The organism is Cytobacillus eiseniae, assembly GCF_017874625.1.
Lineage (GTDB): Bacteria > Bacillota > Bacilli > Bacillales > Cytobacillaceae > Cytobacillus > Cytobacillus eiseniae.
Genome location: NZ_JAGIKZ010000001.1, coordinates 74,148 through 89,362, shown reverse-complemented (window position 1 = coordinate 89,362; position 15,215 = coordinate 74,148). Strand labels below are relative to the sequence as shown.

Below are 15,215 nucleotides of genomic sequence, written 5' to 3'. Positions count from 1 at the left end.
TTTATTCATTTTCTGGACAGAATAATAACAACTATTTTGACAGGGGTGAATAATATACAAATGATACAGTTACAATCTGAAATTGAAGGGAAAAGGGCCTTTTTTGGTATAGTAAAAGAGAGATTCAAAATGAATGGATGCAGTTTCTGCAGCAATTTCGACTACCACCAAGGGAAGTTTGATGCCGTGTTATGGCGCGAGGGTGGTGAAACAATTTACTTAAGAGTTCCAATTAATGTTTTAGAGGGGGCATTGGATCATGCGAATGCCTATATTGAATTTGGAACACCTTATGTAATTAAACATGTAGTTAATCTTGGCTTAGACTATGATGATCATTCTTTACTTACTGCAACAACTGGGCTGACTCAATTTCAGGAGCCTCTTGATAAAGATGGATATATAAGAGATAAAAGTAGATGGGAATTGGCAGGAATAGAAAAAATTAATTCGATTATGTATTCTATCGATAGTCTGTTAAGCTCTTAATAGCTTTGTATTTATATTTACACTTGGGTAATAGGCAAGCTTTTTCTACAATTCGCAATCAAACATGGCGTATGCTTTCTCGACATCCTGCAATTCTTCCACTTGTGATAAAAGAGCAATGACTTTCAGAGGTTGATGGACAACAGCTTATTTTCATAAGTTCATGAAATTTAATTCTATAAACACCAAAAGTCGATTCCTTTAAACGAATAAAGAAATCGACTTTATTAAATCTGATTTTATACTTGTGCCTTTCCAAACTATATCCGATATATAAGAAACTTAATATTACTTGAGTTTTTTTAATCGTGATGGGAAATCAGTTTATCGGATGTTTTTCCTTTGAATTTCAGAGTCATCCTCTTTCCATTTAACTACTTTTATTTTCTCTATAAGGAGTTGAAATCCATATAAAAGCAAGGAATCTATAAATAACAGAAGGGATAATTGAATTTTTTTCATTCGAACCAATGATGCAATTCCCCATTTTTTCAACCATTTATCAATTAGTATAAAAATAAAAAATGAATCAACGATTAAATTTACTATTAGATATCGATTGAATTTTCCATAAGTCAATTTAAGAACCCACATGGAACCAATCATAAATGGGCCAAATACAAAAGGAATTGATCCTGATAATTTCGGATGGAGTTTTTCATACCACCACCACCACGTTCTTTTTTTAGCAGCATAGTTTTCCAGCCCTGTAACTAAAGCGATAAATATACCAGCTGGAATAAATCTTTTGAAGGAACTTTTTCCAAACAAAAGAAGTGAAAGCCAAGAAACGACCAACATCATTAGTAATACAAACTTGTTATATTTCATTAATTTCGATTTCACCATTTCCCCTCCAGTATAGGAGCATGCTCAAATATAGTATCCCTAAGAATGGGAGAAATATGATATGACCTGCTAATTAGACAACACTTTCTCGGAAATAGGACTAAGTTAATTTCAAAATACACTGAAGATTCTAGGCGTTTTGCATTATCTAGGTTACGACAATCATCTGTATACAACACCATCATCCATCAATGCACCGACTATTATAATAATTTAAAACTAGATCCATCAATTATCTCAACATTACCTATTTTTATTATTTCCTCCATTAATTGAAATAGTGCTTGATCTTTTTTCTTTGCCTCAATCATGCAATCGATTTGCAGAACAGATCCTTTTATCGCTTTTAAAAAAGTAAAAAACATTTCCCTATCGATATAATCAGCATGATGCCGAAACATCTCCGCAGATTTCGGGCTTGAAATATGCATTTTAATTGGAAGGGGTGAGTACTTCCAAGTTTCTATAATTCTCCCCCAGTTTTCCTCCCATCGCGGATTTTGATGATAAGCGAGGTGATGATGATAATCAAAAACAAGTGGAATGCCTAACTTTTCACATAAGTACAATGTATTCTCTAGATTAAAGCTTGTATCATCATTTTCAAGCATGATCATTTTTTGAATTGACTTTGGAACATCCATCCAATTTTCTATAAATCGTTCAAGGGATTGCTCCGTTTCCTTATAGTTTCCTCCTACATGCATGACACAACGGTGTGTAGGATCAATCCCCATGCCCTTCAATAAAAGATAATGCATCTTTAGTGTTTTTAAAGAATTCAATAGTATTTCTTTTTTAGTGGAATTAAGTAAAACAAAATGATCAGGATGGAAATCAATCCTCATCTTATTCTCTTTAGAAAACGCTCCAATTTCTTTTAATAGCCCCTTAAGAGGTTTCATGTAATCCCAATCTTGTAAAGCCTCATGGTTTGCTAGGGGAATCAGACGAGATGTTAACCGATAAAAGTGAATAGCAGATGCAGCACTATGCCTTAGCAACCTTAACGTATTTTCAAGATTGGAAATAGAAATTCGTTCTAATTTATTTATAGCCGCTTCACGATCTTCTATCTTTTGAAATTGAGCGAATGTCATTGTTTTTGAAGGAGATGCATTCTTCAATTCCATACTCATGGCAACGTAGCCAAGTCGTACAATCGTCATTTTCTTACTTCCTTTCAAGCTGAAACTTTCTTATCACTCAATAGTGGAGCTTGTAAACATTTCACACCCCGAATGGAGGAGATTTCTTCTACAAGCTTATGCATAGCAAGGTTTTTCTGTTTTCCCATCCGTTCTTCTTTTGGAAGTGCAGAATAACGAGTAAACGTCAATGACTTCGATAGACTTGCATCCCATAATCCTACCGCATTTGCCACAAAACCAAATCGAATTTTTATTAACATTCCCCTTTATTCATATCAAATAATTCATTCTGTTCATTTTCAATATACTAGGCAATTTCCTGCCCCTCTTTCTTACTAATCATTTTACAATATTCATATTATTTGCAGATCGATTATAAATATGCTAGAATAACAAAAAAACAACATATAGTATGATTAATCACAGTCATACACTACATGTTGTTTTCGTTTACTTTCCAACTCATTCCATCGTTTTTATCTTGTCCGCTTTCTAGTTGAAGCGGAATTTTTTTTAGAGTGTTTATTCAAGGAACTTATAGCCAAATCCTCTCAATGTAATGATGTACATTGGCTTTGAGGGATTTTTTTCGATTTTTTTTCTTAATGTACTTATATGAACGGATACTGTTTTCAAATCACCATAATTGTCCTCTCCCCATATCAAATCATATAATTGTTCTGTACTATAAATCCGCTGGGGATTGGTAGCCAATAAGATTAATAGCTGCATTTCCTTCGTCGATAATCGAATAGGTTCACCACTAATTGTGACAACATACCGATTCGTGTCGATAACTAAATCACCATGTTTAATAAGATTTATCCTATTTTCTTTCAATTCCATTTGTTTTTTACTGCGCCTTAGTAATGCCTTTACTCTTGCCATTAATTCACCTGGATCAAAGGGTTTTGTCATATAATCATCTGCACCTAGCTCTAGTCCGCGTATTTTATCACTTTGTTCTCTTTTCGCACTTAAAAAGAGGACAGGAATATGGATTTTTTCTGCTCGAAGCTGTTCACAAATCTTGTAACCGTTCATTCCAGGAAGAAGAATATCAAGAAGGACAATATCTGGCTTAGTCTCTCGAATTCCAGCCAACGCTTCCTCACCATTGGCAAAAGAAAGAACATTGTATTCTCGTTTCAAATAGAGTGTCATGATATTGCGAATATCCTCTTCATCTTCAGCGATTAATACGGTTTCTCTATTCATGATCAATCCCCTTTCTCTTCGCTCACTAAGTATATTGGTAGTGTGAAGTAGAAAGAACTCCCTCTTTCTTTCACGCTTTCGACCCAAATAATTCCTTCGTGATAATCAATGATTTCCTTTGCGATTGCTAGTCCCAGTCCCGCATTTCTGAATGACTCATAGTTTTCCGAATCTCCCCGGTAGAATCGTTCAAAAATAAATGGAATGGACTCCGAATCGATTCCCTTTCCTGTATCATGAATGCCAATCACTAAGCTAGAACGTGCAGAACTCTTTACCTTATCCTCTAATGCAACGGAAATTTCCTTAAGCAGAAACTGCTTTTCTTTATACTTTTCAAAATATTCCTGACTGTACATGACTTCAATCGTTATGGCGTCTTGTGCTTCAGTATACTTAACTGCATTGGCGATCAGATTCCCTACTACTTGTCTAATACGGTCAAGATCTAAATAAAGCTGCTGTTCAGCAAGTTTAAGTGAAAGAGGAGCATGAATCATGAACTTTCTGTTTTTCGATAAAATATCTGCCTCAAATTCAGGTAAAAATTCATGAATCAACTCATGGACAGTAATCCAATCTTGATAAAATCTAGCTTGACCTGATTCAAATATAGAAAGATCATGTAAATCTTGGATTAAACGATCAATAAATAACGTTTTCTCATAAATTACCCCTAAAAAATAATGATTATTTTGGTCAATCACACCATCTATCATTGCTTTAATGTATCCTTGAATGGCCGTCATCGGTGTGCCTAAATCATGAGAAATAGTTGATAATAAGAGTTTTCTTGATTTCTCCATCCCTTCAAGTACTTCAGTCTTTTCTTTTAGCTCATTTGTTCTTCTTTCCACTCTTGCTTCAAGCTCTTCATTTAAATAATATAGTTCACTATTTAATAGATTTAATCGTTGACTTTTTTCAAGAACTTCTTCCATCACCTTTTTTAATGTTAATAATGTTTCTACTCGAGCTAATAGCTCCTCTTTAAAATACGGCTTGATTAAATAATCATTGGCACCTGCTTGAAATGCAGTTACTATATCCTTTAATTGACTCCTAGCGGTTAATACAAGAACAGGCAGCTCTGTTAAAGAATAATCCTTACGAAGTTCTTTACATACTTCATATCCTGATAATTTAGGCATCATTAAGTCAAGAATAACTAAGTCGAATTGACTCTCATTCTTTAAAATCTCAATTGCTTCTTCCCCATCAGTTGCCACAACTAGCTGATAGCCATTTAAATACAAATGATTGGACAAAACTTGGATATTGACTGGATCGTCATCAGCAATAAATATTTTCCCTTTATTTTTTTTATTTGTTCTATACAAATGCTCACCTGTTATTGGAACATCCTGATAACCTTCAAAATATTCAAAGTATGGGGAAATGGAAGGCAGTTTCTGCACTTTAGCTTGATAGATTGGTAAGGTAAAACTGACAGTTGTACCTTTGCCAAGCTCTGACACCAGACTTATTTTCCCTCCATGAAGCTCTACTAAATCTTTCGTAATGCTTAATCCGAGTCCAGTTCCACTTTGCTGTCGTTTTCTAGCATACGTCCCTTGCTCAAATTCATTAAAAGCTATCGACTGATCATCATTACTCATACCAATTCCTGTATCGGTAATCTTGATAAGAACTTCATTCTTTTTTACCTCTGATGAAACAGTAATATTTCCGTAATCTGTAAACTTCACGGCATTTCCAATAATATTATGCAAAATTTGCTGGACTCTATTTTCGTCTGCTTCTATATAAGGGAGATCTGCTTGTATTAGATTGATTAGCTGGATTTTTTTATTTGTTATCAAAGGTTCATTGATTCTCAAAACAATGTTGACGGCATCTTTTAATCGAACAGGTCCAGTATCTAACTCTATTTCTTGATGCTTTAGTTTTGAGTAATCTAGTAAATCATTTAATAAATGTGATAAACGCTGTCCACTATTAATTATTAATGATAGATTATATTTTAAATTTGCATTCAGATCTCCTGCCACACCATCGCGTAAAGATTCAGCTATCCCAATCATCCCATACAGCGGGGTTCTAAGTTCATGTGTTGTGTTAGCGAGAAATTCATCCTTTAAACGGTCCGCTTTTTTTAATTGTTTTAATGCATTTTCTTTGTTTTCTATTGCGATTCTCTCTGCTTTTTCTTTTTCCCGCTCAAACATTTTTAATTTATCAAGTAGTGCCAAAGAAAAAAGGATAATTTCCAGTGCTGAACCGATTTGTGAAGCATATGTCGTAATGAAATGAACAGGCAATATGCCTGAATCAGTTAATGAGGAGATGACCACACATAGTAAAAAAATAAACCAGCCAAAAAAGAAATATCTTGCCGCTTTATGGCCCCTTTTCCAACAAAGCAATGCTGTAGATAAAACAACAATAATTCCGATTGCCGTAAAAATCATAATAAGGTTTAATGCAAATTTATAATTCAGCATTAATACGCCGATTAATGTCAGATTAATGATAGCTAGTAAATATAAAAGCCAGCTGATTTTTCTAGCATAATTTTTGACATCCAGAAAGGAATTCGCAAAAAATACACAGGCAATGTTGGATATCGACATAGAAAAAAGGATGGAGCGATTATTCCACCATGAATTCTCAGGCCATATAAATTGATAGGCTAAACCATTTAATGTTAGATGCGTCAAACTAATCCCAATAATAAATATTACATACCATAAATAACTATGAATACGTAAAGAAAAATATAAAATTAAATTATAGATAATCATCACTAAAGTGATACCATAATAGATCCCTAATATAAGATATTCTATCGTACTTTTACCTGCGAAGTTGTCTGCCTTCCAAAGTACGACTGGAAGCTGCATAGATCCTTCACTTTCAAATCTTATGTAAAATGTTCGTAATGTCTTTTCAGGAACTGTCATTTTAAAATTAACATATCGATGATCTTGCGTTCTTTCTGTAAAGGCGAGCAAATCACCGCTACTGTATGCCTTATATTCATTATTTCCAACTGGTTCGTATAACGTGATGAAATCATGTGGTGCATATGGAAACTCAATAATAAACTCATCCTCTTCGAGTGGATTATCAATTTGAAAACGAACCCAATAAACAGGCATATTGTATCCAAAGCTTGGAATGCCATAATCATTTAATTTAAATTTTGATGAAATAGATGCTGAGGTGATATTTTCTATTGATAGGTTACCTAATTGATCTTCGAGGATTTCCATATTGTCATGGATTGTATACTTATCTTGGTCTTCAACTATAGTCACAGCTGCACTAGCGGAGTTTCCCACCAAGAAGCTCAATAATAATAAAACGACTAGAAACCACGACCATTTACCTCTCATCTAACATCCTCCATTAATCCATAACTTTTCGAACATTTGACATCAACTGATAATATTCGCTAAAAACGGAGGCATTTCCTTTGTTTGTATAAAATAAAACGCAGAACATCTTAGTCACTGCCTACATTTCTACGTGGGAAGCAACACAAAAATTTATAAAGAGATAGAAAAAATCACTCATAGGCATGCAATGAATGTGCAAAAGAAGTGTTACGTGTATGCTGGAAGTAGATCAAACGACTCACATTTCCATACACAATAGGCATAAAAAAATGGGGACATATGAATGTAAGTAGTTCAGTTATTGTAGAGAAAATCTAACATAACAGGATAAATAGCATTTGAATCCACACAATAAAGCTCAGAGCTTATATGGCTCTGAGCTTGTCTTTTTGAATCATTTTATTTTGCGGACTGAGAATCGCTTATTCTGCAAATAGTCCCCTATTTCATCTCAGTTGCGGACACCAGTTCCTTTATTTATTCAAAATCACACAAAATAGCTTCAAAGTAACTAAATAACGGAATGTGAGTCCGTTTACTTACAAAAATCATAGGTTTTTATTGAAATAACGGAACGTACGTCCGCTTATATTTCCTAATGTCAAATAACAACCGTAATCGCATCAAAAATAGTCAATTGACAACAGTTATTGTCATCTAGTTAATAGGTATACTATTTCAATTGATCATTCGATAATGAAAACAAGGGGAACCCTTACATATCAACAAAAAAACGAGTATAAATCCTCTCCGTTTTCATACTCGATTTCAAATGCGATTTTTAGTGTTTCTCCACGTTATCTTAACTACTTAATATGAATGTCCGCCGCTTTTTATGCCTATTGATGTCTCAGCCTTTTTTCTGAAAATAAGCAATCCATATAAGTAGAATTCCGACAAATAAGCTTACACTCGCTATTAACAATCCGATTGTATCAAATGATATTCTTGGAAGCGCCAACCATTGTAAGAGGCCTTGTCCAAATAGTAATAGCTTATTAAAAACAAAACCAATAAAAAAGATTGTAAAACCAATTACGGATAAGCGTTTTATTGAGATGATATTCAGCATTTGGTACTGAGTCAAAATAAAGATACTAACAAAACCTAATAATGTAAAATGCAAATAGCCAATGACAATGCTTCTTGTATCATAAATTAAACTTGCCAACTGCGGTAAAATCAACCCTAATTCCATTGTACTCTTTAGAAATAACAAGATAAATGTAATGAAAAGACAAGTAACAGTAAACCTTGAGAACTGATTGACAATTCTACTCCATACTCCTTTAAAGGCAACTAAAGTAAAGACTACACCAATCCATTGCCCAATTATACCAATCGTAGCTAGTATTTGACCAATGCTTCCCAAATCCACCCATAATATATTTGAGAAAAATCCAGGGAATAAGGAAACAAAATAGAACCAAAACCCATAGATTAATAATTTACTATGAATCTCAATCTTTTTTGAATGGATGATCATAATAAATAGGCCGATCAAGAATAAATAAAGCCAACCATTATATTGAAAATGTAAGTAAAAATAAATAGCTACGTCAAAAAGAAAGGAGTCTTTTAAATCATTAGCTGAAATATAGCCAAGTGAAAAAGGACCAATAGACGAAATAACTAATGTGAATAGCGCCGCTCTAATAAATAATTTTCCACTTTTCGGTGCATCATGCTGTGATTTCAAATGACGATGAATAAATGCAACAGCCCAATATTCTACGAAAATATGTATTGTTGAAAGGACAATCGAAATAATACCATAACCTTGATAGAGAAAGGCAGCAAACATCGCAATCGACGTAATAAATATCGTAATAGAAAGGGCAATCGCTTGTCTTTTCTGTTTTATTTTCTGCCAATAAACAGTCAGGAAAACAATGAAAACACCTAAAAAAGCCCATCCAAGTATGGCTAGATGGGAGTGCCCATGCAATACATTTGTATATGGAATTGTTGCATTGGAATGGAAAGGAGCAAAGCGCATCCATACGCCTGACAATGCAGTTATCGTAAAAAAGAAAAAGGCAAAATGAACAAATATTCTTGGCAAAACAAACTCACTCCTTCAATCCCTTTGCAGCCATCTGTTTAAGCCTCTCCAATAATTCGTCTGAGCTTGCTGCAGTGATAACCTCCCCATTTACAATCGCATATGGAGATTCTTTACATAACTCACACTTACTTTGACAGCTGTATTCTTTAAATTGAATATGATTCTGATTAAGAAAACGCTGATAATTAGGACTGTTATTCTCTGTTAGAAATCGATCAAGATTCTTTTCACAAAAATCAATTTGAAGCTTTTTCTGTTTAGAAAATATATTAGTAAATAATTTCATTGCCTTCACTTTCCTTGTTTAATTTCATTCCACTTTAAATATATCGTTTATTTATTATTGCAATCAAATATTTCGATTAGTAAAAGAGCAATTACCCCTAAGAAAATTCATTAAATGTTCACAAATACCAAAAAGGCGTTTACTTAATGAATACGCCTTTTTCCATTAAAACGGAAAGATGAACGGAATAATCAGCATCATAATCAAATACATAATCAATTGTAATGGAATACCAATTTTCATAAAGTCACTGAATTTGTATCCCCCTGCTGTCATCACCATCGCATTGGTTGGAGATGCTACCGGAGTTGCAAATGCCATACTTGCTGCAGCAGCAACCGTAATTAAAAATGGATATGGGCTCACCCCAATGGCCAATGCCGCATTCATCGCAATAGGCGCAAAAAGTACGGCAGTTGCCGTATTGCTAATAAATTGACCAAATACCATTGTAATAAAGTATATACCTGCTAATACGCCAATTGGACCATAGCCACCTAACAATTCAATTATTCCTTCTGATAGCATGACCATCCCACCGGTCTTCTCCAATGCGGTTGCCATCGGCAGCATGCAGGCAATCAATACGATGCTTTCCCAATTAATTTGACTATATGCATCATCCATATTCCGTAGACAACCAGTGATCAACATTAATACTGCACCGATTAAAACAGAAATGACACTTGGAAACACTTCAAAAATCATCAGAATAACCATCAAAAGCATAATTCCACCTGCAATTGGCGCCTTCCCATTTGCGGATGCAAAACTAGCATGCTCCATCGGCTGTCCGACTACTACCACATTCATTGTTTCTCTTGATAATAATTCAATTTCTTCCCATGAGCCTTGAACAAGAAGTGCATCTCCAAAACGGAGACGAATATTTGACATATCCTTTAAGATGTAATTGCCTTTGCGATTAATGCCAATAATATTTAAATTAAATTTTTCACGAAATCCAATCCCGCCAATGGTTTCATTTATTAGACTCGAATTTGGTGTAAGTAGAACTTCAGCAATTCCAAGCTGGCTTGATACTAATTCTTCATTTTTGGTTTGATCTTTTTTAAAAATTAGCTGATAGTCATTCGCCATTTTCTCTACTTGACTTCGTGCTCCTTGGACATAGAGGACATCCTTCCCATGAACCACACTTCTTGGACCTGCCATTTCTTGATATGTAATTGGCAAAAGGTTTCTTCCTTCACCTGCCTTACGATCAATCTTCAAAATGCATAAATGATAATTTGCTGGAATTTTCAATTCAGATAGCTGCTTATCAACAATAGGCGAAGAATCAAGCACTTGGAGTCGATGTAAATTATCCTCGAGATGATAATTTTGAATAAGCTCTTTTGGCGATAACTGATGATTCATTATTTGCGTTCTTTTATCACTTGATGGCAATAACACATTTCTAACGACAAATAAATAAATGATTCCTATAATGACAGCAGTCACACCGATTGGCGTAATATCAAAGAAGCGTAGTCGCTCAAAGCCATTTTCCATTAGAATTTGACTAACAATTAAGTTTGGCGGTGAGGCGATTAATGTTAATAATCCCGATAAACTTGCAATATAAGATAAGGGGATTAAAAATTTAGAAGAACTTGTTTTCATACTTAAGGCAACACTGATGACAACAGGCAGCATAATGGCAACCGTTCCCGTATTGCTCATGAATGCGCCTACTGCTGCGACCAATACGAGCAAAAGTAAAAATAATTTCTTCTCACTATTACCAGTCCAATACAAGAGTAAGTTACTAGCCTTTTTTGCAAGTCCTGTCCGCAGAATTCCTGCTCCAACAATGAATAGTCCAGCTATCATTATAACAACCGAGTTAGAGAAGCCAGCAAGTGCCTCTTCTGGCTTTAAAATCCCTGTAAGTACAAATGCAAGTAAGGCAAAAATACCGACAAGATCCGCACGAATTCGATTACTCATAAAAAGGAAAATAGTAAAAGCAAGTATCATAAATGTTAAAATAAGTTCCATTGTCGTAAACCCTTTCATTGCAACGATTATATGTACTAATTATAGCATCCCTTATTATTATCTTTCCGCAGAAATAGAAAATAACTTTTAATCGTCAAGATTGGACTCCAAATTTATCGAAAAGGATGGTTTAAAAAGATTTTATATCCATATAATAGTTTAAAATATCCCCTAATATCCTAATAAAAATAATAGTATACTCAATTTTAGGTTATTCACCTTGGGATAGCACTTTTTTAAGGATTTGATGGGTAAGATGAGATTAAGTATTAAATTATTAATTTTAGGATTACTAGCATTTGCTATGCTTGGTACATATATCGGAAGTGTCATTTCTAGCCAAATAGTAAGCAAAAAAACGCTTGAAAACAATTACTTAATAGAGAACGAATTTTATGCAAAAAAGCTAGCGGATATTACCAATTTGCATTTTACAGATATGATTTCGAATTTGAAAGTGAAAGCAAGAGATAAAGATTATCTCTCTATAGATCCTGCTATTATTTATCAAAACCTATATGAGCTCATGCATTCAACTACTTATTATAATAGTACCTGGTTTGTCGATCGAAATGGAATTGTGATTGCTTCGGCACCTGATATTAATTTGGAAGGAACAAAAGCTAATACAGTTGGTGTCAACCAGGCTTTAGCAACGAAAAGACCCACAGTTTCTGTTCCATATGTTGGAATTCATGGAAAACTTGTTATTCTCCTTTCTGCACCTGTCTTTGATGATTCTGGAATGTACTTAGGTTTTGTTGGTGGGACTATTCATTTACACGAAGAAAATAGTCTCAAGGCAATACTCGGACAACACCCAAAGCATCAAAGTAATGCCTATGTATATGTTGTTGATTCGCAAGGAACAATTATTTACCACCCTAAGCTGAACAGAATCAACGACAACGTAAAGGAGAATAAGGTTGTTAAGGAACTTATAAAGGGCAATAGCGGCAGTCAAGAATTGATTAATTCAAAAGGTCAAAAAATGCTTGCTGGCTACGCGGTTGCTGAAACAGCCAATGGATGGGGAATTGTATCTCAAACACCGAAAGAGGCTGTAACAAAACCAACTTGGGAGCTAGGAAAGCAAATCAGCCTAGTTATGATTCCATTTATAATCTTTGTATTTATTCTGACCATTATTTTGCTTATAAAAATTGTTAATCCAATAAGAGATCTTGCTATTTATGCACAGCAAATTACGAATAACCAATCCATTCCAACCGATAAAATTCCTGATTGGTATTTTGAAATCAAAGAATTAAAGCGAACCTTGTTAATTTCCATCGATTATTACCAGAAAAAACTTCATTCTGCTGAATGGGAATCGAAACGTGATTTTCTAACAGGTCTTTACAATCGACGGGCTTTAGAAACATTAACATTTAAATCTGATAAATGTGCCATCATTCTTTTTGATGTTGACAATTTCAAACGAGTAAATGATCAGTACGGGCATCTTGCAGGGGATGAAGTATTAAAATTCATTGCCAAATTAGTTAGTGAAAACATCTTTGAGAGTGACCTTTGCTTCCGCTGGGGTGGAGAAGAATTTCTCATCATTCTTCCAGAGGTTGAATTGGAACAAGCTTTTTTAGTAGCCGAACGTTTACGACAAACCTTTGAGTCGACGAATAGCCCGATAGGTAAGCCGGTAACAGTATCAATCGGCATTGGACATATCCCAGATACAGCTGTGCATTTTTCTGAGCTTCTTGACATTACAGATCAAGCTTTGTATCAAGCGAAGCAAGAAGGCAGAAATCGAATTATTGTTGCAGCTAGAAAGTAAGCAAAAAACCTGTCTTTAGTTCATAAAGACAGGTTTTCCACTTATAATTTAGTAGTGATTTTCTAGAACATCCTCATCCATTTTCTGTAATCGTTCTAACAACTCAGCTTCTGTTAAATGATGCTCAATTACATAACGATTTCTAGGATGAACCCTACATTCGTGCGTACAACTACGCAAGTATTTCTCTTCATTTTCTTCCGAACACAGAATTTGTTTGTTACATTCAGGATTTGCACAGTTAACATAGCGTTCACAAGGTTCGCCAGTAAAATAATCTTTCCCAACAATTACATGGTCCTTACGATTAACCTCAACTGAAATTCTTTCATCAAATACATAGCATTGCCCATCCCATAATTGCCCTTGTACTTCAGGATCTTTCCCATATGTGACAATTCCTCCATGAAGCTGTGCTACGTCTTCAAACCCTTCTTTCACTAGCCATCCTGAGAATTTCTCACATCGTATTCCCCCTGTGCAATAAGTGAGGATCTTTTTTCCTTCAAACATATCTTTATTTTCTTTAACCCAATCTGGCAGCTCCCGGAACGCCTTAATATCAGGACGAATCGCCCCTCTAAAATGACCTAAATCGTATTCATAATCATTTCTCGCATCAATTACGACGGTTTCTGGATCATTCATTGCTTGAAAAAATTGTTTTGGCTCTAAATATTTCCCCGTTACCTCTGTCGGATCAAGATCATCTTCTAAGCGTAATGTAACTAGTTCGTCTCTATGACGCACATGCATTTTCTTGAAGGCATGTGTTGCTGAATCATCGATCTTAAAGACCATATCAGCAAAACGAGCATCCTCTTTCATTATTTTCATGTATTGGTCTGTTTGCTCAACTGTCCCCGATACTGTTCCATTTATCCCTTCTGCTGCAACAAGAATTCTCCCTTTTAGCCCAATTTCTTTGCAGAAAGCAAGATGTTCTGAAGTGAATTCCTCTGGATTATTGATTGGAACATACTTATAATACAATAGTATTCTGTAAGGCTTATTTGCTGTCATTCTATTTTCTCCTTCATTCAATTGATTACTTATATAATGCTAATTCCAACTCAATATGGTTACGTATTAACTCTAAACATTCCTCTGACGTTTTAGCAAAAATCCGCTTGCCATTTACGATTGCATACGGACTACGAGCACACATCCCACAAAAAGAGAGACAGTCATTTTGAATAACTGCCACTTCAGGGTACTCATTTTCAATGATAGCTTCCACATCAAGTAGATTGATGAGACTGCTTGAACATATTTCTACAACAACGATCCCTATTATAAGTACCCCCCTTTTCATTCGATTTACTAATTGGTTAACCAATACGCTCACAAAAAATGCTATATATAATATGCTTATATTGTTTATTAGATAAATAAAAAAAGTTAAGGCATGACTTTGTTCACACCCAACTTTTAATCTTGTTTGTTATTTTCTCTTTCAATCAACTCTACCATTAAACAATATTTCATACCAAAAGTATAATTAATCCTTATAAAGGATACAACAAAAAGGAATGAAGCGCAATTCTTTCAACTTTGTTAATGATTTCCGGAATGGATAGACGAATCTAAAAAGTGATTGTTATTGCATTTAAGGTGGAGTCGAGCAAATATTTACTATTGATTATCGTTTTTATCAAAAATAAATGTAATCTCTTCCCTTTCTACTACAACCTTCATATCAAATTCTTTCAAAAACCAGGAATGATCCTCATTAAAGTAAAAAGTAATGCCTTCTTTCACATCTTTAATTGCGATATTTCCTTCTTTGCCAATTGACATTCCTAACGAATAATTTGGATGAGCGGTTGGAATCCCACCATACAATTGAACATAAAATTGAACATAATCCCCTTCATTTAAATCCAGTTCCTCTTTATACCATTTGGCTGCTTCTTTGCTCACTTCAAGAATCATTATTACACCTCCAAAATTAGCACGGTCCTATTTTTTTACATACATAGATCAT

General features: G+C 34.5%; 13 protein-coding genes. 2 read left to right on the top strand and 11 right to left on the bottom strand.

Annotated elements, in window-relative coordinates; all coding sequences use genetic code 11:
* Positions 1-60 precede the first annotated feature (60 nt).
* On the top strand, positions 61-489 hold the full coding sequence (locus J2Z40_RS00455; protein ID WP_066394884.1) for a YugN family protein: 429 nt from the start codon (positions 61-63) through the stop codon (positions 487-489).
* A gap of 324 nt (positions 490-813) precedes the next feature.
* Here J2Z40_RS00455 and J2Z40_RS00450 read toward each other — a convergent pair whose 3' ends face one another.
* The 8 genes from J2Z40_RS00450 to J2Z40_RS00415 form a co-directional block, all read right to left on the bottom strand.
* Positions 814-1,338 carry a hypothetical protein gene (locus tag J2Z40_RS00450; RefSeq protein ID WP_066394887.1) on the bottom strand — a complete coding sequence of 175 codons (525 nt, stop codon included), beginning with the start codon at positions 1,336-1,338 and terminating at the stop codon, positions 814-816.
* 203 nt (positions 1,339-1,541) lie between these two features.
* The gene (gene uvsE, locus J2Z40_RS00445; protein ID WP_066394889.1) at positions 1,542-2,507 is read right to left on the bottom strand and encodes a UV DNA damage repair endonuclease UvsE; all 966 of its coding nucleotides are present in this window, start codon (positions 2,505-2,507) and stop codon (positions 1,542-1,544) included.
* Positions 2,508-2,521: 14 nt separating this feature from the next.
* The gene (locus tag J2Z40_RS20130; RefSeq protein ID WP_066394890.1) at positions 2,522-2,749 is read right to left on the bottom strand and encodes a hypothetical protein; all 228 of its coding nucleotides are present in this window, start codon (positions 2,747-2,749) and stop codon (positions 2,522-2,524) included.
* A gap of 262 nt (positions 2,750-3,011) precedes the next feature.
* Complete coding sequence (locus J2Z40_RS00435) at positions 3,012-3,707, bottom strand: response regulator transcription factor (RefSeq protein WP_066394892.1); 696 nt, start codon at positions 3,705-3,707, stop codon at positions 3,012-3,014.
* A gap of 2 nt (positions 3,708-3,709) precedes the next feature.
* Positions 3,710-7,066, bottom strand: coding sequence for a 7TM diverse intracellular signaling domain-containing protein (locus J2Z40_RS00430; RefSeq protein WP_083953908.1), 3,357 nt, complete (start codon positions 7,064-7,066; stop codon positions 3,710-3,712).
* 853 nt (positions 7,067-7,919) lie between these two features.
* The gene (locus tag J2Z40_RS00425; protein ID WP_066394895.1) at positions 7,920-9,134 is read right to left on the bottom strand and encodes a hypothetical protein; all 1,215 of its coding nucleotides are present in this window, start codon (positions 9,132-9,134) and stop codon (positions 7,920-7,922) included.
* A gap of 7 nt (positions 9,135-9,141) precedes the next feature.
* Complete coding sequence (locus J2Z40_RS00420; protein ID WP_066394901.1) at positions 9,142-9,423, bottom strand: DUF1450 domain-containing protein; 282 nt, start codon at positions 9,421-9,423, stop codon at positions 9,142-9,144.
* Between the two features lie 165 nt (positions 9,424-9,588).
* Entirely contained in the window at positions 9,589-11,430 is a 1,842-nt protein-coding gene (locus tag J2Z40_RS00415) for an SLC13 family permease (protein WP_066394903.1), read from the bottom strand.
* 256 nt (positions 11,431-11,686) lie between these two features.
* Here J2Z40_RS00415 and J2Z40_RS00410 point away from each other — a divergent pair, with 256 nt between their 5' ends.
* Positions 11,687-13,228, top strand: a complete 1,542-nt coding sequence (locus J2Z40_RS00410) for a sensor domain-containing diguanylate cyclase (protein ID WP_162840483.1) — start codon at positions 11,687-11,689, stop codon at positions 13,226-13,228.
* Between the two features lie 48 nt (positions 13,229-13,276).
* Here J2Z40_RS00410 and trhO read toward each other — a convergent pair whose 3' ends face one another.
* From trhO to J2Z40_RS00395, 3 genes are all read right to left on the bottom strand, one after another.
* A complete protein-coding gene (trhO, locus tag J2Z40_RS00405) occupies positions 13,277-14,251 on the bottom strand; it encodes an oxygen-dependent tRNA uridine(34) hydroxylase TrhO (protein ID WP_066394909.1) in 975 nt (324 codons plus the stop codon).
* Positions 14,252-14,276: 25 nt separating this feature from the next.
* Positions 14,277-14,522 (bottom strand): DUF1450 domain-containing protein, encoded by a 246-nt coding sequence (locus J2Z40_RS00400; RefSeq protein ID WP_083954005.1) that lies wholly within the window; start codon positions 14,520-14,522, stop codon positions 14,277-14,279.
* Positions 14,523-14,863: 341 nt separating this feature from the next.
* The gene (locus J2Z40_RS00395) at positions 14,864-15,163 is read right to left on the bottom strand and encodes a HesB/YadR/YfhF family protein (RefSeq protein WP_066394912.1); all 300 of its coding nucleotides are present in this window, start codon (positions 15,161-15,163) and stop codon (positions 14,864-14,866) included.
* Positions 15,164-15,215: the final 52 nt, after the last annotated feature.